We start from the raw sequence: 22405 nt of genomic DNA, 5'->3' as shown, positions 1-22405 counted from the left end.
TCCAATGCTGGACTTCAGATCGATCGAGACGTTCCTTTGGGTTGTGAAGCTCGGCAGCTTTCGCGGCGCCGCAGCACGCCTCAACACGACCCAGCCGGCGATCTCCCAGCGCATCGCCCAGCTTGAGCGCGAGATGGGGGTGAAGCTCCTGAATCGCGACCACCGCGTGGCCTCGCCGACGCCGAGCGGCCGGCAGATGATGGTCTACGCGGAGAAGCTGATCGGCCTGCGCGCCGCGATGATCGCCGAGATCGGCGATCGCTCCGCGATGCGCGGCGTGATGCGGCTCGGCGTCGCCGAGACCATCGTGCACACCTGGCTGCCGCGGCTGGTGAAGAGCATGAACCAAGTCTACCCGAACCTGTCGCTGGAGATCGAGGTCGACATCACGCCGAACCTGACCGCGCGCCTGCTTGCGCAGGAGATCGAACTCGCTTTCGTCGTGGGTCCGCTCTCGGCCTCCGGGGTGCACAATCGCGTTCTCGCCGACTATCCGATCGGATTTCTCGCCAGCCCCTCGCTCGGCCTCGGCCATGGGCCGGTCACGCGGGCCGAGCTCGCCCGGTTTCCGATCATTACATTTCCGCGGAAGACGCGGCCCTACGAGGTCGTGCGCGAAGTGTTCGACCGGCCGGAGCTTCCGCCGATCCGGCTGCACGCCTCCGCCTCGCTTGCGACCGTGATTCACATGGCGGTCGAGGGCCTCGGCATCGCCGTGATCCCCGACGCCATCGTCGAGAGCGAGCTCGCAGACGGGCGGCTGCAACTGCTCGACACCGATCTCAAAATCGCGCCGCTGACATTCACCGCCAGCTGGCTCGCCTCGCCCGATGTCGTGGCGGTGGAGCGGGTCGCTGAGCTTGCATGTCAGATTGCGCAGGGCAGCCTTACAGTTGACGCGCCCGCGCCGGCGCGTCATTGAAACAGGCGCCGGACAATTGAGAGACTGACCGCATGAGCCGAGCCGCCACCAATTTGCAAATCGATTCCGCCCGCCTCTGGGGCTCCATCCACGAGACCGCGCAGTTCGGCGCGACGGCCAAGGGCGGGGTGCGGCGGCTGACGCTGAGCGCGGAGGACAAGCTGGTGCGCGACTGGTTCCGCAAGGCCTGCGAGGACGCCGGCCTAGAGGTGCACACCGATGCGCTCGGTTCGCAGTTCGGCCTGCGCAAGGGACGCGACATGTCGAAGCCGCCTGTCGGCATCGGCTCGCATCTCGACACGCAACCCACCGGCGGCAAGTATGACGGCATTCTGGGAACGCTCGGAGCACTGGAAGTGATCCGCACGTTGAACGACGCCGGCATTGAGACCGAGGCGCCGATCTGCGTCGTCAACTGGACCAACGAAGAGGGCTCGCGCTTCGCTCCCGCGATGATGGCCTCCGCCGCCTATGTCGGCGACTTCACCACCGACGACATCCTGTCGCGCAAGGACGCCGACGGCACCACCGTCGGCCAGGCGCTCGACAGCATCGGTTATCGCGGCGACAAGCCGGTCGGTTTCCAGAAGCTCGGCTGTTTCGTCGAGTTGCACATCGAGCAGGGCCCGATCCTGGAAGCCGAAGGCAAGACCATCGGTGTCGTCGATTCCGGCCAGGGCGTACTTTGGTACGACGGCAAGATTTCCGGCTTCGAGAGCCATGCCGGGTCGACGCCGATGCCGCTGCGGCGCGACGCGCTCGCGACGCTGTCCGAGATCGTGCTGGCGATGGAGGCCATTGCGAGCAAGCACGGGCCGAAGGCAGTCGGCACCATCGGCGAGGCCGTGATCGCAAACCCGTCGCGCAACGTCATTCCCGGCGAGATCGCCTTCACGATGGATTGCCGCAGTGCGGATGGCGCGATCATGGATGCGCTCGATCGCGATCTGCGCAGCGCGATTGCCGAGATCGCCGCACGCCGCAAGGTCGAGGTGAAGATCGACCTGGTCTGGCGCAAGCCGCCGACGCATTTCGATCCCAAGTTGATTGCGGCCGTCGAGAACGCGGCGAAGACGCTCGGCTACTCCTCTCGCCGCATCACCTCCGGCGCCGGCCACGACGCCTGCAATCTCAACACAATCATGCCGGCCGCAATGGTGTTCGTGCCCTGCAAGGACGGCATCAGCCACAACGAGCTGGAAGACGCCACGCAGCCCGATTGCGCCGCGGGCACCAATGTCCTCATGCACACGGTGCTGGCGATCGCCGGCGTCGCATCCTGACCGGAGAGAGAGAGTCATGCGCGGAGTTTTCGTCGACGCCAACGAAGCCCTGGCCGTGATCATGGAGCGGCTGGAGCAGCCCGGCGATCCCAAGGTGCGGATCCACAGGGATCCCGACATCAAGCCCGAGCAATATCCTGAAATCCTCGACGGCGCCGAGATCGCGATCGTCGACCATACCGCGCTGCCGACCGAGGTCGCAAAGAAGTGCGCGGGGCTGAAACATGTCGTGTTCCTCGGCACCGGTGCACGCAGTTACATGAACCCGGAGGAGCTCGCTGAGCTCGGCATCTCCGTGCACCTGATCAAGGGCTATGGCGACACGGCAGTCGCGGAATGCGCGATCGCGCTGATGTGGGCTTCGGCCCGCGTCATCGCGATGATGGACCGAGAGATGCGCGGCGGAAACTGGCTGCGCGAAGACGGCATGCAGCTCACCGGCAAGACGCTCGGCCTGATCGGCTTCGGCGGCATTGCCGCGGAAGTCGCGCGCATCGCCTCAGGCAGCGGCATGAAGGTGACCGCCTGGAACCGCTCGCCGAAGAGCTATCCGGGCGTGGAATTCGCCGATCTCGACACGGTGTTGGCGAGAGCCGACGTCGTATCGCTGCATCTGCTGCTCAACGACGAAACGCGCGGCATGATCACCCGCGAGATGATCGCGAAGATGAAGCCGGGCGTCATCCTCATCAACACCGCCCGCGCCGCCGTCGTCGACGAGGCCGCCATGATCGATGCGCTGAAGTCGGGCCACATCCGCCATGCCGGCCTCGACGTCTTCAACATCGAGCCCCTGCCCGGCGATCATCCGCTGACAAAACTGCCGAACGTGACGTTGTCGGCGCATTCGGCGTTCCGCACCCCGGAGGCGAGCGAGAACCTGATTGGCGCGGCGTGGGAGCACTGCCGCCTGATCGTAAAGGGATAAGAGCACCAACAATGGCCGACTATCGCACCATCAAGGCACAGCCGCTCATCGAAGCCATCAGTGCCATCGTCAAGGCCGGCGGGTCCACGGACCGCGAGGCCGAGCTCGTATCCACCAATCTGGTCGAGGCCAATCTCAAGGGACACGACTCCCACGGCGTCGGCATGATCCCGCGCTATGTCCAGAGCGTCACCACAGGCGGCCTCGCCGTGAACCAGCACGTCAAGATCGTGCTCGACACCGGTCCGCTGCTCACCCTCGACGGTCTCACCGGCTACGGCCAGGTGATCGGCCATGAAGCGATGGAGCTGGCTGCCGAGCGGGCCAAGCGCAACGGCGTGTGCCTCGTTGGGCTCTCGAACTCGCACCATATCGGCCGGATCGGCCACTGGGCCGAGCAGTGCATCGACCACGGACTGGTCTCGATTCACTTCGTCAACGTGATCTCGCGCCCGATCGTGGCGCCGTGGGGCGGCAGCGATGGGCGCCACGGCACCAACCCGTTCTGCGTCGGCATCCCGCGCGCGGGCAAGGACCCCATCGTGCTCGACTTCGCCACCAGCAGGATCGCGCAGGGCAAGACCCGCGTCGCCCACAACAAGGGCGTCGAGCTCGAGCCCGGCACCGTCATCGACAATGAGGGCAAGCCGACCACCAACCCGCGCTACACCGTGATCCCGCCGCACGGCGCCATCCTGCCGTTCGGCGAGCACAAGGGGTCGGGGCTCGCGCTGGTGTGCGAAATCCTCGGCGGCGCGCTCTCTGGCGGGCAGGTGGTCAAGGGCCCGTCAGATGGCAAGTACAACGTCCTCAACGGCATGCTCTCGATCATCATCGATCCGACCAAGCTCGGCACCGCGGAAAATCTCGCGCGCGAAGTCGAGAGCTTCGTCGCCTGGCACACCGGCTCACCGCCCGCCGTCGGCGTCGACAAGGTGAAGATCGCCGGCGAGCCGGAGCGCGAGACGAAACAGAAGCGCCTGGCTGAAGGCATTCCGGTCGATCCGACCACCTGGCAGGAGATCTTGGAGGCCGGGAAGAAGTTCGGGCTGGATCAGGCGGCGATCGAGAAGATCGCGGGGGCGTGAGGCAGAGCACGCGGCTCTTCTCCCATTGTGGGAGAAGGTGGCGCGAAGCGCCGGATGAGGGGTCTCTCTCCACGAAGAGAAATGCACAATTGAGAGGCCTGTCTCCGCGGAGACAACCCCCTCACCCATCTTCGATGCTTCGCATCGAAGCCACCCTCCCCCACAAGGGGGGAGGGGAAAGCAGCGCTCTAATCCACCATATCCGCAACCGCCTTGCCGCAAGCCGTGGTGTCGGCGTTGCCGCCGAGATCCTTGGTGCGGAGCGTGCGCTCCGCCAGCGTGCGCTCGATCGCATCGACGATCGACTTGCCGGCTTCCTTTTCGCCGAGATGTTCGAGCATCATCGCGCCGGACCAGATTGCGCCGATCGGATTGGCGATGCCCTGCCCCGCGATATCGGGCGCCGAGCCGTGCACCGGCTCGAATACCGACGGGAAATTGCCCTCGGGGTTGATGTTGCCCGACGGCGCGATGCCGATGGTGCCGGTGCAGGCCGGGCCGAGGTCGGACAGGATGTCGCCGAACAAATTGGAGCCGACCACGACGTCGAACCAATCCGGATGCAGCACGAAGTTCGCGGTCAGGATGTCGATGTGGTACTTGTCCCACTTCACACTTGGATACTTCTTCGCCATCGCCTCCACGCGCTCGTCCCAATAGGGCATGGTGATGGAGATGCCGTTCGACTTGGTCGCTGAGGTCAGGTGCTTCTTCGGCCGCGACTGCGCGAGCTCGAACGCGAACTTCAGGATGCGATCGACGCCGATGCGGGTCATCACCGTCTGCTGCGTCACGAACTCACGGTCGGTGTCCGGGAACATGCGGCCGCCGACGGAGGAATATTCGCCCTCGGTGTTCTCGCGCACCACCCAGAAATCGATGTCGCCGGGCTTGCGGTTTGCCAGCGGCGACGGCACGCCCGGCATCAGCCGTACCGGGCGCAGATTCACATACTGATCGAACTCGCGGCGGAACTTGATCAACGAGCCCCAGAGCGAGACGTGATCCGGAATCTTGGCCGGCCAGCCGACCGCGCCGAAATAGATGGCGTCGTGCTTGCCGATCTTATCCTTCCAATCGTCCGGCATCATCTGCCCGTGCTTCTCGTAATAGTCCCAGGACGAGAAGTCGAAATGATCGAAATGAAGGGACACCCCGTGCTTCTTCGCCGCGGTCTCCAGAACGCGCAGACCTTCGGGCATCACTTCCTTGCCGATGCCGTCGCCAGGAATGACCGCGATCCGGTATTGTTTCTTGCTCATCGAGAACGTCCTTGATTGCTCCGGCAGCCGCCGCCTTTTTGACCGCACTGCAATGGACCAAACGCGGCGGCAGTGCAACGCTGCACTGCAATGTTGACCATGGCGCGGCCGACCGCCTACTGATTTTATTCCCGTTCCTCTCCTGCGAGTAACTCCCATGGATCTGCATCTGCGTGGCAAGCGCGTCCTGATCACGGGCGCGTCCAAGGGCATCGGCGCAGCTGCCGCCGAGGTCTTTGCCGAGGAAGGCTGCCATCTCCTCCTCGCCGCCCGCAACGGCGATCAGCTCAAGGCTCTGGCCGAGCGCTTGCGCTCGGCGCACCAGATCGATGCCGCCACGAGCATCGTCGATTTGCGCAAGAGCGAGGATTTGACGCGGCTCGCCAAGGAAGCCGCCGACATCGACGTCCTCGTCAACAATGCCGGGGACATTCCCGGCGGCTCCATCGACAAGATCGACGAGGCGACCTGGCGCCATGCCTGGGAATTGAAAGTGTTCGGCTACATCAACCTCACGCGCATGATCTATGCGCAGATGAAGGCGAAGGGCGGCGGCGTGATCGTCAACGACATCGGTGCCGCCGGCGAAAAATTCGACGCCAACTACATTTGCGGCAGCGCCGGCAATGCCGCGCTGATGGCCTTCACCCGCGCGCTCGGGGGCAAGAGCCTCGCCGACAACATCCGCGTGGTCGGAATCAATCCCGGCCCTGTGGGCACCGACCGTCACGTCACCTTGCTGAAGACCCGGGCAAAGCACCAGTTCGGCGACGAGAGCCGCTACAAGGAATTCCAGAAGAGCCTGCCGCTCGGCCGGCCTGCGCATGCGCGCGAGATCGGAGATCTCATGGCGTTCCTGGCGTCGGATCGCGCGGGCTACACGTCAGGCGTGATCTACACGGTGGACGGCGGCATCAGCGCGGGATGGGGTTAAGTCTGTCCACGTCATTGCGAGCGAAGCGACTTGTCCGCCGAAGCTTTAACGAAGGCGGATGCAATCCAGAAATGTATCTGCGGCAAAAGTCTGGATTGCTTCGTCGCTTCGTTCCTCGCAATGACGGAGCCTAGAACAAGCACAGGAGTAAAATAATTGTCTCAGGACCTGATCCGCGAAACCGCGTGCACCGTCGTCGACAAGCTGCGGTCCGGCGACGTCTCGCCGCTGGAGCTCCTGGATGTGCTGGAGAAGCGCATCGGTCAAGTCGATGGCAAGGTCAACGCGTTGCCGACGCTGTGCTTCGATCGCGCGCGGGATAGCGCAAAGGCGCTGATGCGGAAGCCGGCCGGCGCGCGCGGACTGCTCGCAGCCCTGCCGGTGCCGATCAAGGACCTGACCGATGTTGCAGGCGTGTTGAACACCCAGGGCTCGCCGATCTTCAAGGACAACATCCCGGCGACGTCCGACATCCTGGTCGAAAATCTCGAGGCCAACGGCGCCGTCATCTATGCCAAGTCGAACACGCCGGAATTCGGCGCGGGCGCCAACACCTTCAACGAGGTGTTCGGCGCAACTCTCAATCCTTGGGATACGTCCAAGTCGGCAGCCGGTTCGTCAGGCGGCGCGGCCGTTGCGCTCGCCACCGGCATGGCCTGGGTCGCGCAAGGCTCCGACATGGGCGGCAGTCTGCGCAGCCCGGCAGCTTTCTGCGGCGTCGTGGGCATGCGGCCGAGCATCGGCCGGGTCGCACATACTCCAAAATCAGCCATCGATCGTAACCTCGGCGTCGTCGGTCCGATGGCACGCAACGTCGAAGATCTCGCGCTGCTGCTCGATGCCATGAGTGGCGACTATGCAGCCGATCCATTGTCGCTTCCCGCGCCTGCGGCCTCATTCCTGTCAGCGGCACAATCAGGCAAGAAACCGAAGCGCATCGCCTACTCGCCCGATCTCGGCATTACGCCGGTCGATCCCGAAGTCAAAGCGATCACACGCAAGGCGGCTGAACGCTTTGCCGAAGCCGGCGCCATCGTCGAGGAGGCGCACCCGGACTGGCGCGATGCGCACGAGTGCTTCCACACGTTGCGCGCCTTCGATTTTGCGATCAGCAAGGCCAATCTGTTGCGCACCAAGCGCGACCTGCTCAAGCCCGAAGTGATCTGGAACATCGAGGAAGGCCTCAAGCTCACGATCGAGCAGCTCGAACGCGCCGAGGCGCAGCGCGTCGGCATGACCGCGCGTGCGGTCGAGTTCTTCAAGAGCTACGATCTGCTGCTGGTACCGACCACGATCGTGCCGCCCTTCCCGATCGAGCATCGCTATGTCGCCGAATGCGCCGGCAAGAAGTTCGACAATTACGTCGAGTGGCTCGGCATCGTCTATGCGATCACGCTCGCCTGCTGTCCCGCGCTGTCGCTGCCGTGCGGCTTCACCGCATCGGGACTTCCGGTCGGCCTGCAGGTCGTCGGGGCTCCGCGCGCGGATGCGCATGTGATCGCCGGCGCCAAGGTGCTGGAGGATATTTTGGGCGTGCGCGGCACGACACCGATTGATCCGCGCGTGAAGAACTAGCCTCTCGTGTCCCGGACGCGGCGCAGCGCTTCTTCAGCGGTGTGCTGCAGAGCCGGGACAAGAGAGATAGTCACCTTCCGCTCGTCGCCTCCAGGCTGCGGCTATACCGCGACATCGCGAAGCAGAAGACAAAATAGATCCCGGCGACGAAGATGTAGACCTCGACGGAGAATTGCTGCCACGCCGGATCGATGATCGCGGTCTTGGCCGTTGTCAGCAAGTCGAAGATACCGATGATCAGGACGAGGCTGGTGTCCTTGAAGAAGGCGATGAAGGTGTTGACCAGCGGCGGGATGACGTGGCGGATCGCCTGCGGCAGGACGATCAGCCGGTTCTTGCGCCAGTAGGACAGGCCGAGCGCGTCGGCGGCCTCGTATTGCCCGCGCGGCACGGCCTGGAGGCCGCCGCGAATGACTTCGGCAAGATAGGCACCCGCGAACAGGATGATCGCGACCTGCGCGCGCAGGAGCTTGTCGATGTTGAATCCGTTCGGCATGAACAGCGGAAACATCACGCTGGCCATAAACAGCAGACTGACCAGCGGCACGCCGCGGATCAGTTCGACATAGAGCACGCTGAGCGAGCGGATCGCCGGCAGCTTTGAGCGCCGGCCGAGTGCGACCAGGATGCCGAGCGGGAAGCCAAAAGCCAGACCAAAGGTCGCCAGGATCAGCGTCACGGGCAAACCGCCCCAGCGGTCCTGCGAGACGAACGACAGGCCGAGTATGCCGCCCCACATCAACATGCTGATCAGCGCGAGAGCGGCGATCCAGAGATAGGCCAGCTCGCGCCGCCATAGGGCGCGGCGGGTGGAGAGATAGAACAAGGCGATGAACAGCAATACTGCCAGCGCCGGCCGCCACTGCTCGTCGAACGGATAGGTACCGAACAGGATGAAGCGGTATTTTTCGGGGATGATCGCCCAGCATGCACCGACGCCGCGTACCGCGCGGCAGGCGCTGGAATCGTTCGCCGGGGTGAGCCAGACCGCATTGGCGATGCCCCATTGCACGAAGCTGAAAAGGCCCTTTGCGAGCACTGCCAGCAACACGACCGAAAGGATGCCGTTGGGGATCGACGAGAACAAATTGGCGCGCAGCCAGCGCAGCACCGGATTGCCAATTTGCGGGCGGGCGGTGCGCGGTGCTTCTGGAATGTCGGCGATCGCCGTCATGGTCAGCGCTCCACCAGCGCGATGCGCGAATTGTACCAGTTCATGAAAAAGCTGATGCCGAGGCTGATGGTCAGAAACACCGCCATGATCAAGGCAATGGCCTCGATCGCCTGCCCGGTCTGGTTCAACGTCGTGTTGGCAATCGAGACCACGTCCTGATATCCGATCGCCACCGCGAGCGAAGAGTTCTTGGTCAGGTTGAGGTATTGGCTCGTCATTGGCGGCACGATCACGCGTAGCGCCTGTGGCAGGATGATCTGCCGCAGCATGAAGCTGCGGCGCAGTCCGAGCGCATTGGCGGCATCCCACTGGCCGCGCGGCACCGACTGGATGCCACTGCGCACGATCTCGGCGATGAAGGCCGAGGTGTAGGTGACGAGCGCGATCAGCAGCGCGAAATATTCCGGCGCGAGCGTCAGCCCGCCGACGAAGTTGAAGCCGCGCAACCCAGGCCATTCGATCGTCCAGGGCACGCCGAGCAGCACGGACACCGCCGCAGGCAGCCCAACGAGCAACCCGAGTCCAAACGGCCAGGCCGGCCGCGGCTTGCCGTCGCGCATTTGCTGCGCGATGAGCCGCCGCTGGATGACATAGAACACCACAAGCCCGAGCACTGCCGTGCCGAGCACCCAAAGCTGCGGCGTCCCGATCGGAATCGCCGGCAGGATCAGCCCGCGATTAGACAGGAACACGCCCTCGATCGGCCGCCATGCCGCGCGCGCGGCCGGCAGCGCTTGCATCAGCACGTACCAGAACAGGAGCTGGAGCAGCAGCGGGATGTCGCGGAGCGTTTCGACATACACCGCGGCGAGCCACGACAGCAGCCAGTTGGCCGACAGCCGCGAGATGCCGATCACCGTGCCCAGGATGGTTGCAAGCACGATTCCGATCACGGCGACGCGCAGGGTGTTGGCGATGCCGACGACGAAGGCCCAGAGATATGAGTCTCTCGGATTATAGGCGAGCAGGCTGTCGGCGATGGGCATGCCGGCCTCTCGGCCCAGGAAGGCAAAACCGGTCGTGATGCGGCGCGCGGAGAGATTGGTGACCGTGTTGGACCAGAGGAAGGCGATGACCGCGACTGCGATCCCCACCACCAGGGCCTGCCAGAACAGGCCTTTCAGCTCGCGTTGTCCGAAAGCGCCGAAGAAGCGACGGCGCGGCGGCGGTCTCGGAGCGTCTGACGTCACAGCACAAAAATCCTTCTCAAGACGGCGATTTCCGGCAGCGTACGTCAAGTGTTGCACCAAACTCTACTTCGTGCAACAAATGTTTCATGGCCGAGCCCGCCAAATCCTCGCCGCTGAGCGAACTGCGCATTGCATTGCCATCGCTTCCGATGCGGTTGCAGGAGGTCGGGCGTTTCGTCGCGGCCAACGATTACGACGCCACCACGCGTTCGATGCGCGATCTCGCAGCGGTTGCCGGCGCCGATCCCGCCGCCTTCACGCGGCTTGCCAAGGCGATCGGCTATTCGGGCTGGGACGAATTGCGCGCGGCACTGACGGAGGCGCGACGGCCCTCGCAGACAGCGCCCTTCTCCGGCCGCGCCAGGAGCCGCCGCCACGGCCCGAACGCCGATGTCGCCCTCGTCACCGAAAAGCTCGAGGCCGAGGCCGCCGGCCTTCCGCGCATCCCGGCGCAGCCGATTGCGGAGGCGGCACGCGCGCTCCACGATGCCAAGCGGATATGGATCACCGGCTACCGAAGCTGCCGCAGCGTCGCGGAGCTGCTGAACTACGAGCTCCGGCTGTTTCGCCCCGAACAGGTGCAACTCGTCGGCGCGTCCGGACCCGACGATCTCGACCTCGGCGCGTTCCGGCCCGGCGAGGCCGTTATCGTCATCGGCTTCATGCCGTACACCCATGCGAGCGTCCGGATCGCGCAGGCCGCCTATCGCGCCGGCGCGGCCCTGATCGCGATCGCCGATAGCCCTTCGGCGCCGATGGCTGAAGGCGCCGACCACGTGCTGCTGTTCGAGGCGGCCTCCTCTCCCGGCTTTTTCCCGAGCCTCACCGGCGCCATTGCGATCGCGCAATCGCTCGCCGCCGTGACGTTTTCGCTCGGCGGCACGGCCGCGAAGAAGCGCCTGGAGAATACCGAGGCGCGGCTGGCCGCGGCCTCAACTTACGTTTCAGAGAAAGGTTGACCCATGGTCGCTCGCACCAGCCGCGTGCTGCATCGCTCGCTGCGCGAAACGCCGCCCAAGGCGATCGGCGGCGAAGGCGTCTATCTCTTTGCCGAGGACGGGCGCCGCATCATCGACGCCTCCGGCGGAGCTGCGGTCTCCTGTCTCGGCCACCAGCATCCGCGCGTGATCGCAGCGATCACGAAGCAGGCTTCGACCCTCGCTTATGCCCATACCGCGTTCTTCTCGTCCGAGCCGGCGGAGGCGCTGGCCGAGAGGCTGGTCGGCCATGAGCCCGGCGGCCTTGCCTACGCCTATTTCGTCAGCGGCGGATCGGAAGCGGTTGAAGCCAGCATCAAGCTCGCGCGGCAATTTTTCATCGAGCGCGGCGAGCCGGAGCGGCAACACTTCATCGCGCGGCGGCAGAGCTATCACGGCAATACGCTCGGCGCGCTCGCGGCGGGCGGCAATGCCTGGCGCCGCGCGCCCTACGCACCGCTGCTCTCCGACGCCTTCAGCCATGTGACCCCGGCCTTCGCCTATCACGAGAAGCACGAGAGCGAATCCGACGCGCAATTCGTCGCCCGGCTCGCGGCCGAACTCGAAGCCGAGTTTCAGCGCCTCGGTCCCAATACGGTCGCGGCGTTCCTCGCAGAGCCCGTCGTCGGCGCCACCGCAGGTGCCGTGACGGCGCCGGACGGCTACTTCAAGGCGGTGCGCGAGATCTGCGACCGCCACGGCGCGCTGCTCATTCTCGACGAGGTCATGAGTGGCATGGGCCGCACCGGCACCACGCACGCCTGGGAGCAGGAAGGCGTGGCGCCCGACATCCAGGCGATCGCCAAGGGTCTCGGCGGCGGCTACCAGCCGATCGGCGCGATGCTGGCAAGCGGCAGGATCATCGACACAATCCGCTCAGGTTCGGGCGCCTTCCTGCACGGCCACACGTATCTCGCGCATCCCCTCGCTTGCGCTGCCGCGCTCGCGGTGCAGGACGTGATCCGCGAGGATGGCCTGCTCGACCGGATCAAGGAGCGCGGCAAGCAGCTCGAGCAGCGGCTCATCGAGCGATTCGGCAATCACCGTCATGTCGGCGACATCAGGGGCCGCGGCCTATTCTGGGCGATCGAGCTCGTCGCTGATCGCGCCAGCCGGACCTCGTTCGATCCCGCGCTGAAGCTGAACCAGAAGATCAAGGCGGAGGCCTTCGCCAACGGTCTCGGCTGCTATCCCGGAGGCGGCACCGTGGACGGCGTCCGTGGCGACCACGTACTGCTGGCACCGCCCTATATCGCTTCGCCTGAGGAGATCGACCTGATCGTCGACAAGCTCGGCACCGCCGTCGACAACGTATTGCGTCGTGTCAATCACTGAGGAGAGAATAGCATGATGAGGAAAGTGGTTATCGTAGCCGGCGTGCTCGCGGCATCGACGGTGGTCGCGTCGGCGGCAACGCTCGACACGGTGAAGAGCCGCGGCACGCTGATATGCGGCGTCAGCGCCGGTTTTGCCGGCTTCTCCGCGCCGGATTCGCAAGGCAACTACAAGGGTCTCGACGTCGATTATTGCCGCGCGCTCGCCGCCGGCGTGCTCGGCGATGCCAGCAAGGTGCGTTACGTCTCGCTGACCGCGCAGAACCGCTTCACCGCGCTCCAGTCCGGCGAGATCGACGTGCTCTATCGCAACTCGACGCAGACCTATCTGCGCGGTGTCACGCTGGGCCTGCGGCAGGGACCGGTCAACTTCTACGACGGCCAGGGCTTTGTCGTGAAGAAGGACCTCGGCGTGAAGGAGATTAAGGATCTCAAGGGCGCCACCGTCTGCGTCGCGCAGGGCACCACGCATGAGGTCACGCTCGGCGATTACGGCCGCGCCAACGGCATCGACTGGAAGCCGCTGGTGTTCGACCGCGTCGACACCATGTACCAGACCTTCTTCGGCGGCCGTTGCGACGCCATGACCCAGGACGCTTCCGCGCTCGCAGGCGCCGTGACGACCGCGGCGCCGAACGCGGCCGACTACGTCGTGCTGCCGCAGACCATCAGCAAGGAGCCGCTCGGCCCCTTCACCCGCAATGGCGACGAGGTCTGGAGCGACATCATCACCTGGCTGCATTACGGCTTGATCGAGGCCGAAGAGCTCGGCGTCACACAAGGCAATGTCGACGAGATGGCGAAGTCGCAGACGCCCGCGATCCAGCGCCTGCTCGGTGCCTCCGGCGATCTCGGCTCGCGGCTCGGGCTCGACAACAAATGGCTGGTCACAGCCATCAAGGCTACTGGCAATTACGGCGAGATCTATGAGCGCAATGTCGGCAAGGCGAGCCCGCTCAAGCTCGAGCGCGGCCTCAACGGCCTCTGGAGCAAGGGCGGCTTGATGTACGCGGTGCCATTCAAGTAAACGCCTCTCGTGTCCCGGACGCGCTGCGTCCGGGGCACGCGACCTTGCATCAGGTAACGTTCAATGACGTCTCCTCGCATCGCGCTGATCCACGCCCTCAAGCATTCCATCGCCCCGATCGAAGCTGCGTTCGCGAAGGCGTGGCCGGAAGCGCGGTTGATGAACCTGCTCGATGACAGCCTGTCGTCGGATCTGACGCGTGACGGCAAGCTCAATGATGCCATGACCGAACGCTTCCTTGCGCTCGGCCACTACGCCGCGGCGACAGGCGCGGATGCGATCCTGTTCACCTGCTCGGCCTTCGGTCCCTGCATCGAGGCGGTCGCGCGCGCGCAAGCGCCGATGCCGGTGCTCAAGCCGAACGAAGCCATGATCGAACGGGCGGTGACGATGGGCCAGCGCATCGGCCTGCTCTCGACTTTCGCGCCGACGCTGGCCTCGATGCCGCCGGAGTTTCCTCCCGCTGTCCAGGTTGTGCCGAAACTTGCCGAAGGCGCGTTGGCGGCACTCGACCGCGGCGACCGCGCTACGCATGACCGGCTGATCGTGGAAGCCTCACATGATTTGCGCGATTGCGACGTCATCGCGCTCGCGCAGTTCAGCATCGCGGCAACGGCGCCCCTCGTGGCAGAAGCTACCGGCCGCCCTGTAGTCACCACGCCCGACAGCGCCGTCGAGAAGCTGATGAAGCTGTTGGCGGCGAAGGCTTAAGCGCAGGCCTTTTTCCGGCGCCGTGCGCCCTTGATCGCCACCGCAAGCGCTGCCTTGGTTTCGCTGACAAAGTCCTCGACCAGGTCTTCGCGCGTGGCATGAGCCGCCTCGCCGGTGAACAGTCCCTGCTCAGCCAGCATCACCACGCCGTGCACCGCCGCCCAGATCTTGAGCGCCTGCCGCTCGCGCAAGTAATCAACAGCCGGAGCTTCCAGTGCCTCGATCACGAGCGCAAACGTTTCGCGTGTCGCTTCGTGCAACTCGCTACCTTTCGCCGCACACGACACCGTGCGAGAGGCGAACATCAAGCGGTAGATGCCATTGCGGCGTAAGCCGAAATCCAGCGTCGCCTGCGCCAACAGCGACAGCTTCGACCGCTTCGACGGCTTTGCCATCGCCGTCCGCAAGATCCCGTTGAGCTGCCGGAACGCCTCCGCCGTCACCGCTGCAAGCAGCGCCTCGCGATCGGCGAAATGCCGGTAGGGCGCCGGCTGCGAGACACCCAGCTGCTTTGCCAGCGCCTTGATGCTGATCGCCTCCGTCCCGCCCTGCTCGGCTTCGCGCAGCGCGGCCTTGATCAAGGCGTCGCGAAGATCGCCATGGTGGTAGGTGTTCTCGGGCTTGCGGGAAAGTTGTGAACGCATGTTGCGCAGAGCCTATAAGTTTGCGCTTGACAGGGGAAGCCCGCCGCGAATGTAATATCCTATAACTTGAATAAGAACTCAGATGGGAGCGCGCGCCGCCTTCAGGCCAGCGCATACGACCGAGGAAGCCGCCATGACAGAGCGACTGAGGGTTCGCGTCGATCCGGACAAATGCCAGGGGCACGCGCGCTGCAAGGCGCTGGCGCCGGAGCTGTTCGAGCTGGACGAATACGGCAACGCCCACGAAGCCGGCGACGGCACCGTCCCATCCGGCCTCGAAGACAAGGCCTGGCTCGCCAAATCCAATTGTCCGGAAATCGCGATCGACGTGATCGAGGAGTAGCGCAGCCGCTGCCCCGCGAGCCTTCCGTGCACACGAGCCCCAAGGGATTTCGAGATGTCCGACGTCAGCCAGCCCGCCGCCCATCCGCCCGTGACCGACTGGGTCCATGATTTCGACCACACCGATCCGCAATGGACGGAAGATCCTTTCCCGATCTGGGACGAGCTGCGCGCCGCAAGCCCGGTCGTGCATACCGACCGCTTCCTCGGCTGCTACCTGCCGACGACCTATGAAGCGGTGCGCCAGATCGCCAACGACAGCGAGCATTTCTCCTCGCGCCGCATCATCGTCCGTGACGTTCGGCCGGAGATCACCAGCAGAAACTCCGCCCCGCCGATCACGTCCGATCCGCCGGTGCACAAGCCAGCCAAGCAATTGCTGCTGCCGCCGTTCACGCCGGACGCGATGAAGAAGCTGGAACCGCGGGTGCGCGCGATCTGCAACGAGTTGATCGACGGTTTCATCACTGAAGGCGGACTGGACGCGGCAGAGCGCTACACCAAGCACATTCCGGTTCGCGCGATCGCCCACATGCTCGGCATCCCCGAGACAGACAGCGATCTCTTCATCCGCTGGATCCACATGATCCTGGAACTTGGCATCAAGGACGAAAACACGCTGCTCCAGGCGGTGCAAGAGATGACCGTCTATTTCAGCGCCCATATCGAAGCGCGCAAGAACAAGCCGACCGACGACCTCATTTCCTACCTGATGAATGCCAGGGACAAGGCGGGCAATCCGCTCGAGGATTCGCACGTGCTGGGCTCGCTGCGACTGCTCCTGATCGCCGGCATCGACACCACCTGGAGCGCGATCGGCTCCTCGCTCTGGCACCTCGCCCGGACGCCGGCCGACCGCCAGCGCCTGGTCGCCGAGCCCGGACTGATCCCGACCGCGGTGGAGGAGCTGCTGCGCGCCTATTCGCCGGTGACGATGGCGCGCGAAGTGGTCAAGGAGACCACGATTTCCGGCTGCCCGGTCAAGGCAGGCAACATGGTGCTGCTGTCCTTCCCGGCCGCCAACCGTGACCCGAAAATGTTTCCGGATGCTGACAAGGTCGTGATTGACCGCCGTGAGAACCGCCACGCCGCCTTCGGCCTCGGTATCCACCGCTGCGTCGGCTCGAACCTTGCGCGCATGGAGATGCAGGTTGCGTTGGAGGAATGGCTGAAGCGAATTCCGGACTTCGCCCTCGATCCGGCGGGCACGGTGACCTGGTCACAGGGAACCGTCAGAGGTCCCCGCCAGTTGCCATTTTTACTTGGAAAGGCGATGTAGACCTCTCCAAATAGCGATGCGGAGAGGCTGGACGTGACTGAGACAAGCAATCAAACCGGCCTCTGAGCATTTTGATATCGCCAGCGCCCAGCGCGGATCGACGCGACCTTCATCGGCTCGATCGGCAACCTCGGCGTAGGCCTGCCCTATGCGATCACCGTCTCGGTGTTCGGAGGCACGGCGCCGGCAATCGCGCTCTATTTCAAGAGCATCGGGCATGAGGAGTGGTTCTACTACTATCTCGCTGGTATCATCTGCCTGTCGCTGATCATCTATTCCACCATGCGCAGCACCAAGCATGCCTCCGCGATGCACCGGCACGAGTAGCTCATGACCGACGAGACGCCATCCGACAGCAAGCTGACGCGCACGAAGGAAAAATGGGCGCGCGAAGGCCGCTTTTTGACCGGCAAGATCACGCGCCCGGAAGATCAGCGCCTGCCGCCCGGCCAGCATCTGACAAAAGACTGGCCGGTGCTCGATCTCGGCGTCGTGCCGCCAGTTTCGCGCGAGCGCTGGCGGCTCGACGTCTACGGCGCAATCGAGACCCCCGTGTTCTGGACCTTTGCCGAGTTCGCCGCCCAGAAGCAGGCGCGGTTCACCTCCGACATCCACTGCGTCACGACCTGGTCGCGCTACGACAATGAGTGGGAGGGGCTCGCTACGCGCGAGCTGCTCGCGGCCTGCCAGCCGCGCGAGGACGCGCGCTTCGTCGTGCTGCATTCCCATGACGGCTACACCACCAACCTCGCGCTGGACGACTTTGCAGCCGAGGATGCATTGCTCGCCCATAGCTGGTCCGGTGAGCCATTGTCGGACGAACATGGCGGCCCGGTGCGGCTGGTGGTGCCGCATCTGTATTTCTGGAAGAGCGCCAAATGGCTCCAGGCCATCGAGTTCCTGACCGAGGACGCGCCGGGCTTCTGGGAAGTCCGCGGCTATCATAATCGCGGCGATCCCTGGGCAGAGCAGCGCTATTCGGGCGAATAGGTTCAAGCAAGGACGGGGGGAAGCCCATGCCGACAGAGCGCTTTCAATTCACGGGCGAAGGCGGCCATCAACTTTCGGCCGCGCTGGAGCTACCCGACGGTGAGCCGGCGGCCTTCGCGCTGTTCGCGCATTGCTTCACTTGCGGCAAGGACACGCTGGCCGCCAAGCGCATCTCGGTCGCGCTGGCCGCCAAGGGCATCGCGGTGCTGCGCTTCGACTTTACCGGGCTCGGCTCCAGTGAAGGGGATTTCGCCAATTCGACGTTTTCCTCCAACGTCGCCGATCTCGTGCACGCCGCCGATCATCTGCGTAGCGTCCGCAAGGCGCCGTCGATCCTCATCGGTCACAGCCTCGGCGGCGCCGCGATCCTCGCGGCGGCCGGACGCATCCCGGAGGCCAAGGCGGTTGCGACCATCGCGGCACCATCCGATCCCGCCCACGTCACCGGCCTGTTCAAAGCGCATCTCGACGACATTCGCACCCAAGGTGAGGTCGAAGTCTCGCTTGCGGGACGCCCGTTCCGGATCAAGCGCGAATTCCTCGACGACATCGCCGAGCACGAGCTGATGAAGGACGTCACCGGCCTGCACAAGGCGCTGTTGGTCATGCATTCTCCAGTCGACGATACCGTCGGCATCGACAATGCGACCAAGCTCTTCGTCTCCGCCCGGCATCCCAAGAGCTTCGTCTCGCTCGATCATGCCGATCATCTCCTGACCAAGCCGGCCGATGCGCTCTACGCGGCCGACATGATCGCGGCCTGGGCAAGCCGGTACATCGACACAGCCAAACCGGCGAAGGCGATGGATCTTCCCGAGGCGCCGCGCCGGGTCGTGGTGCAGGAGACCCGCAAGAGCAAGTTCAACCAGGTCATCTCTGTCGGTCCGCATCGCCTGATCGCGGATGAACCGGTCGCCGCCGGCGGCGAGGATGCCGGCCCTGGTCCTTATGATCTTCTGCTCGCTGGCCTCGGGGCCTGCACCTCCATGACCATGCGCCTCTATGCCGACCGCAAGTCGCTGCCGCTCGATCGTGTCACCGTCTCACTGAAGCATTCTAAGATCTATGCGAAAGACTGCGCGGAATGCGAGACGCGCGACGGCATGCTCGACCAGATCGAGCGCGACATCGCGATGGACGGCGCGCTCGATCCCGAGCAGCGCAAGAAATTGATGGAGATAGCCGACAAGTGCCCGGTGCACCGGACGCTGACCTCGGAAATCCGGATCGTGACCAGGGCCGTGGATTAGCGCGCTTGCGCTAGAAGCAGGACGCCATCGTCCGCAACGCCGCGGTGATCTCGCTCTCGCGCCAGGCCGCGAAGCCGAGCAATAGACCGTGATCGCGCGGCCTGCCCAGTGCCAAGCCGGACAGGGCACGCGTTTCAACGCCCGCTTCGACCAGCCGCTTTACCGCCTTCTGATCCGCGCGACCGCGCTTGAGGCGCGCGACGAGCTGAATGCCACCGGGGGGCACTTCGGCAGAGAGCACGTCGCCCAAATGGCGCTCTAGTCCCTCGACGAGGTGATCGCGGCGGGCATGATAGATCCGGCGCACCCGGCGCAGATGCGCCAGGAAATGCCCGTCGGCAATGAACTCGGCCAGCGCTTCCTGGACGTGGCTCGGGGCGATCAGCCCGATGTGCCGCTGTGCGATCTCCAAGGTGTTGACCAGGGCCGGAGGAACGACGAGATAGCCGAGGCGGATGTCCGAGGTCATGGCCTTGGAGAACGTACCGACATAGAACACGCGGCCATGGGCATCGAGTCCCTGCAAGGCCGGCACCGGCCGGCTGTCATAGTGGAATTCACCATCGTAATCGTCCTCCACGATCCAGGTCTTGCCGGGCCTGCTCAGGCCAAGAAACTCCGTGCGGCGCGAGAGCGACATCAGGCGACCAGTCGGGTGCTGGTGCGACGGCGTCATGAAGATCAATGTCGGGGTCGCTATCCCCGGAATCCGCTGCATGCCCTGCTCGTCCAACCTCATCCCGGTCACGCGCGCACCGGACGCGCGGAACGCGGCTGCGGCGCCGGGGTAGCCGGGATCCTCGACCCAGACGTCGTCGCCCGGCGTGATGAGGGCAGCCGCAATCAAGGTGAGCGCAGCCTGCGCGCTCGGCAGAATCAGGATCTGATCCGCCGTCGCGCGCACACCCCTGCTGGTCGCGAGATAATGCGCCAGCGCCTCGCGCAGGCGCGCCCGGTTGACCGGTCCGAGCTCGCGCCTGGCCGCGCGCACGGCGCTGCGGCGCAGGCAGCGCGCCCAGACCTCGTTCGGAAACTCCCGGAAATCGCCGTGCCCGGGACGCAAGGGTCTCAGTCGCGCCTGATAAGACATCGGCCAGTCGGTCTGCGTGAGGCTTGAAGCCCAAGGCGAAAGCCGCGGCCTAGCAAGGCGCATGCGAGATGCGATGGCGCCCGCCTCTGCAATGCGCTCGCCGCCCTCGAGCGTAATCATCGGACGGCGGCCGTGCGAAGCCTCGAGATATCCCTCGGCGGCGAGCTGCTCGAACGCATAGGTGACGGTGTTGCGCGAGACGCCGAGATCGCTCGCGAGCCGGCGGCTCGACGGCAGCGTGCGGCCTTTGACGAGACGGCCGGTCGCGATCAAGCTTCGGAGCTGGCTCGTCAGTTGACCCACCAGTCCCTTGTCGTCGGCCCGGTTCAGCTCGATCAGGGCGGAGATCATGCCTTCCGGAACTGGCACCTTGATCCTTTCTGATCTGGCACTTTTTTAGGTGCCAGGCGGAATGCTATCCGCCTGATAGAACTGCTTCAAGGATTTTCCGATGAACTCCCTCTCGCCCCGCGCGGCCGTCGGCCTATTCCTCATCGTCGTGCTGGCCTGGGGCGTAAACTGGTCGGTGACGAAGCAACTCGTGCAATTCCTTCCGCCGCTCTGGACCTCGGCGATCCGCAGCTGGATCGCTTTGGCAGCATTGTTCGTGATCCTGGGGCTCAGCAACAATCTGGTGATCCCGAAGCGGCGCGACATTCCGGTGGTCCTGAGTGTCGCGCTGCTGCACATGACGATATTCTCTGTCCTGGTGGCGGCCGGTGTGCGCTTCCTGCCCGCGAGCAAGGCCATTGTGCTCGGCTACACCACGCCGCTCTGGGTCGCGATCGCAGCGCCCCTGCTGGGGAAGGATACGCTGACTGTGCCAAAACTGGCCGGCGCCCTGCTCGGGCTGATTGGTCTTGCCGTGATCCTGAATCCCACCTCGATCGACTGGACGAATGCCAACGTCGTGCTTGGCGCCGGCATGGTGATCCTGGCCGCGATCTCATGGGCTGCGAACATCATCTATATTCGGGCCCATCGCTGGATCGCATCCCCACTTCAGCTCCTAATCTGGCAGGTGCTCGTTGCCACGATCGTGCTGTCAGCGGCTGCGATAATCGTGGAGGGGCTGCCGCACGCGGAATGGTCATGGAAACTCGTCCTGCTGTTCCTGTACTCCGGTCTGATCGGGACGGCGCTGGCTTATTGGGCCATGTCGATGGTCAACAAGAGCATCTCGGCTCTGACGACGGCGCTCGGAACCACCGGCACGCCGCTCGTCGGGATCGCCTGCGCTGCGATCCTGCTGGGCGAGCCTATTGATATTAGTCTTGCCGTTGCGGCCGGACTGATCATCGGTGGCATTGGCTTTGCCACGCTCGGCGATCGTATGCTGCGCCGTCAAGCTACCGCGAACGGCTGAACGCGCAGCATCCCGCGCAAGCCCGCCGTCGTGCCGAGCAGGATGCCGGCGATGGCGACGAAGGAGCCCAGCGCGAGCGTCGACACCCCGGTGAGCCCTTGCCCGATCGAGCAGCCGAACGCCATCACGCCGCCGATACCCATCAGCGCAGCGCCGCTGGCCGAACGCAGCATATGGCGTGGCGAGGAATAGCCTTCGAGATGGAAACGGCCCGTAGCTAGCGCGGTGGCCAGACTGCCTGCGAAGACGCCGGCAACTGTTGCAATGCCGAAATTCGGCGTCAGACCAGTCGAGAGCATGGCATATTGCAGACTGCCCGCAATCGGCGCGACGAAGGTGAGCGAGGTCACCGGCACCGGGTTGAAGTCATCCGCGCCGAGATAGCCGGTGACGAACCAGCCGCCGGCGACGAGGAGACCGACGATGACACCGGCCGCAATCTGGCCGGGGGAACGCCGGAACGCCGGGTGCGCGAAAGCGAACAGGATCAGCGCAACAACGACGACAGCAGCAGCCATCGCGCGCGAAACCGCTTCAGCCGGACCGAACGTCGCCAACAGTGACGGCAGCGAATTCACGTTGACCGTGGTTTGCGAGGCCTGGACCAGCGCGATGCGCACCGGCGCGATAAGGCCCTTGAGCGTCATCTGCGCGGCGATGGCGAGCACGACCACCACGACGAAGGAGCGGAGATTGCCGCGACCGAGCAGCACCAGCGCGCGCGAACCGCAGCCGTTCGACAGCACCATTCCGTATCCAAACAGAAGTCCGCCGAGAAACAGCACTGGCACCGAAAAGGACTGTTGCAGGTAGATCGACTTGCCGAGATCGACCATGCCGTTGCCGGCGAGGAATTGGCTCGCGGCGGTCGCAACCGCGATCGCCAACGCGTAGGTGCGTACCAGCCGCCCATCCCCCTTTGCCAGCCAGCCGCGCATGCTGCTCATCAGGCAGAAGCCGCTGAGCAGGCCGACGGCGCCGTAAACCAGGCCGATGCCGAGGCCGGCGAGGATGACGAGCTGGGTGGACGACTCCATGA

21 protein-coding genes and 1 pseudogene are annotated in these 22405 nt (G+C 64.7%); 16 read left to right on the top strand and 6 right to left on the bottom strand.

Annotation, left to right across the window (positions count from 1 at the left end):
• Positions 1–4: 4 nt before the first annotated feature.
• The 4 genes from IVA75_RS36300 to IVA75_RS36285 are packed head-to-tail and all read left to right on the top strand — an operon-like array spanning position 5 to position 4221.
• Positions 5–922, top strand: coding sequence for a LysR family transcriptional regulator (locus IVA75_RS36300; protein ID WP_247288607.1), 918 nt, complete (start codon positions 5–7; stop codon positions 920–922).
• Between the two features lie 32 nt (positions 923–954).
• The gene (locus tag IVA75_RS36295; protein ID WP_247288605.1) at positions 955–2205 is read left to right on the top strand and encodes a Zn-dependent hydrolase; all 1251 of its coding nucleotides are present in this window, start codon (positions 955–957) and stop codon (positions 2203–2205) included.
• A 16-nt stretch (positions 2206–2221) separates the two neighbouring features.
• Entirely contained in the window at positions 2222–3133 is a 912-nt protein-coding gene (locus IVA75_RS36290) for an NAD(P)-dependent oxidoreductase (protein WP_247288603.1), read from the top strand.
• 11 nt (positions 3134–3144) lie between these two features.
• Positions 3145–4221 carry a malate/lactate/ureidoglycolate dehydrogenase gene (locus tag IVA75_RS36285; RefSeq protein ID WP_247288602.1) on the top strand — a complete coding sequence of 359 codons (1077 nt, stop codon included), beginning with the start codon at positions 3145–3147 and terminating at the stop codon, positions 4219–4221.
• Between the two features lie 188 nt (positions 4222–4409).
• On the opposite strand, the gene IVA75_RS36280 is transcribed toward IVA75_RS36285, so the two are convergent.
• The gene (locus IVA75_RS36280) at positions 4410–5483 is read right to left on the bottom strand and encodes a tartrate dehydrogenase (RefSeq protein WP_247288600.1); all 1074 of its coding nucleotides are present in this window, start codon (positions 5481–5483) and stop codon (positions 4410–4412) included.
• Between the two features lie 157 nt (positions 5484–5640).
• Here IVA75_RS36280 and IVA75_RS36275 point away from each other — a divergent pair, with 157 nt between their 5' ends.
• Together IVA75_RS36275 and IVA75_RS36270 are read left to right on the top strand one after the other, a co-directional pair.
• On the top strand, positions 5641–6417 hold the full coding sequence (locus IVA75_RS36275) for an SDR family oxidoreductase (protein WP_247288599.1): 777 nt from the start codon (positions 5641–5643) through the stop codon (positions 6415–6417).
• 156 nt (positions 6418–6573) lie between these two features.
• Positions 6574–7992 carry an amidase family protein gene (locus IVA75_RS36270; protein ID WP_247288594.1) on the top strand — a complete coding sequence of 473 codons (1419 nt, stop codon included), beginning with the start codon at positions 6574–6576 and terminating at the stop codon, positions 7990–7992.
• Positions 7993–8062: 70 nt separating this feature from the next.
• Here IVA75_RS36270 and IVA75_RS36265 read toward each other — a convergent pair whose 3' ends face one another.
• Complete coding sequence (locus IVA75_RS36265) at positions 8063–9166, bottom strand: amino acid ABC transporter permease (RefSeq protein ID WP_247288593.1); 1104 nt, start codon at positions 9164–9166, stop codon at positions 8063–8065.
• A gap of 2 nt (positions 9167–9168) precedes the next feature.
• The gene (locus IVA75_RS36260) at positions 9169–10356 is read right to left on the bottom strand and encodes an ABC transporter permease subunit (protein ID WP_247288592.1); all 1188 of its coding nucleotides are present in this window, start codon (positions 10354–10356) and stop codon (positions 9169–9171) included.
• 86 nt (positions 10357–10442) lie between these two features.
• Here IVA75_RS36260 and IVA75_RS36255 point away from each other — a divergent pair, with 86 nt between their 5' ends.
• The 4 genes from IVA75_RS36255 to IVA75_RS36240 all read left to right on the top strand — a co-directional run bounded on the left by IVA75_RS36255 (position 10443) and on the right by IVA75_RS36240 (position 14405).
• Positions 10443–11315, top strand: coding sequence for a MurR/RpiR family transcriptional regulator (locus IVA75_RS36255; RefSeq protein ID WP_247288591.1), 873 nt, complete (start codon positions 10443–10445; stop codon positions 11313–11315).
• 3 nt (positions 11316–11318) lie between these two features.
• Positions 11319–12668 (top strand): aspartate aminotransferase family protein, encoded by a 1350-nt coding sequence (locus tag IVA75_RS36250; RefSeq protein ID WP_247288589.1) that lies wholly within the window; start codon positions 11319–11321, stop codon positions 12666–12668.
• 12 nt (positions 12669–12680) lie between these two features.
• Complete coding sequence (locus IVA75_RS36245; protein ID WP_027568927.1) at positions 12681–13694, top strand: amino acid ABC transporter substrate-binding protein; 1014 nt, start codon at positions 12681–12683, stop codon at positions 13692–13694.
• Positions 13695–13757: 63 nt separating this feature from the next.
• Positions 13758–14405 carry an aspartate/glutamate racemase family protein gene (locus IVA75_RS36240; RefSeq protein WP_247288586.1) on the top strand — a complete coding sequence of 216 codons (648 nt, stop codon included), beginning with the start codon at positions 13758–13760 and terminating at the stop codon, positions 14403–14405.
• Here IVA75_RS36240 and IVA75_RS36235 read toward each other — a convergent pair.
• Positions 14402–15049, bottom strand: coding sequence for a TetR/AcrR family transcriptional regulator (locus IVA75_RS36235; protein ID WP_247288585.1), 648 nt, complete (start codon positions 15047–15049; stop codon positions 14402–14404). The genes IVA75_RS36240 and IVA75_RS36235 overlap by 4 nt on opposite strands.
• 133 nt (positions 15050–15182) lie before the next feature.
• Here IVA75_RS36235 and IVA75_RS36230 point away from each other — a divergent pair, with 133 nt between their 5' ends.
• From IVA75_RS36230 to IVA75_RS36210, 5 genes and pseudogenes are all read left to right on the top strand, one after another.
• Positions 15183–15392 carry a ferredoxin gene (locus IVA75_RS36230; RefSeq protein ID WP_027516766.1) on the top strand — a complete coding sequence of 70 codons (210 nt, stop codon included), beginning with the start codon at positions 15183–15185 and terminating at the stop codon, positions 15390–15392.
• 54 nt (positions 15393–15446) lie between these two features.
• Positions 15447–16670: a cytochrome P450 gene (locus IVA75_RS36225; RefSeq protein ID WP_247288584.1), complete on the top strand. Its 1224-nt coding sequence runs from the start codon at positions 15447–15449 to the stop codon at positions 16668–16670.
• 129 nt (positions 16671–16799) lie between these two features.
• Positions 16800–16997: pseudogene (locus tag IVA75_RS36220) on the top strand (alpha-ketoglutarate permease); the annotation flags it as partial.
• Positions 16998–17000: 3 nt separating this feature from the next.
• Positions 17001–17660: a sulfite oxidase-like oxidoreductase gene (locus tag IVA75_RS36215; RefSeq protein ID WP_027568923.1), complete on the top strand. Its 660-nt coding sequence runs from the start codon at positions 17001–17003 to the stop codon at positions 17658–17660.
• Between the two features lie 26 nt (positions 17661–17686).
• Entirely contained in the window at positions 17687–18910 is a 1224-nt protein-coding gene (locus IVA75_RS36210) for a bifunctional alpha/beta hydrolase/OsmC family protein (RefSeq protein ID WP_247288583.1), read from the top strand.
• A 10-nt stretch (positions 18911–18920) separates the two neighbouring features.
• Here the strand turns inward: IVA75_RS36210 and IVA75_RS36205 are convergent, their stop codons facing one another.
• On the bottom strand, positions 18921–20351 hold the full coding sequence (locus tag IVA75_RS36205) for a PLP-dependent aminotransferase family protein (RefSeq protein ID WP_247289096.1): 1431 nt from the start codon (positions 20349–20351) through the stop codon (positions 18921–18923).
• 100 nt (positions 20352–20451) lie between these two features.
• Here IVA75_RS36205 and IVA75_RS36200 point away from each other — a divergent pair, with 100 nt between their 5' ends.
• On the top strand, positions 20452–21366 hold the full coding sequence (locus tag IVA75_RS36200) for a DMT family transporter (RefSeq protein WP_247288582.1): 915 nt from the start codon (positions 20452–20454) through the stop codon (positions 21364–21366).
• Here IVA75_RS36200 and IVA75_RS36195 read toward each other — a convergent pair.
• The gene (locus IVA75_RS36195) at positions 21345–22403 is read right to left on the bottom strand and encodes a YeeE/YedE family protein (RefSeq protein ID WP_247288581.1); all 1059 of its coding nucleotides are present in this window, start codon (positions 22401–22403) and stop codon (positions 21345–21347) included. The genes IVA75_RS36200 and IVA75_RS36195 overlap by 22 nt on opposite strands.
• Positions 22404–22405: the final 2 nt, after the last annotated feature.

The sequence above is a fragment of the Bradyrhizobium sp. 134 genome, from assembly GCF_023074155.1.
Lineage (GTDB): Bacteria > Pseudomonadota > Alphaproteobacteria > Rhizobiales > Xanthobacteraceae > Bradyrhizobium.
This window is presented reverse-complemented; position numbering and strand designations above follow the sequence as displayed.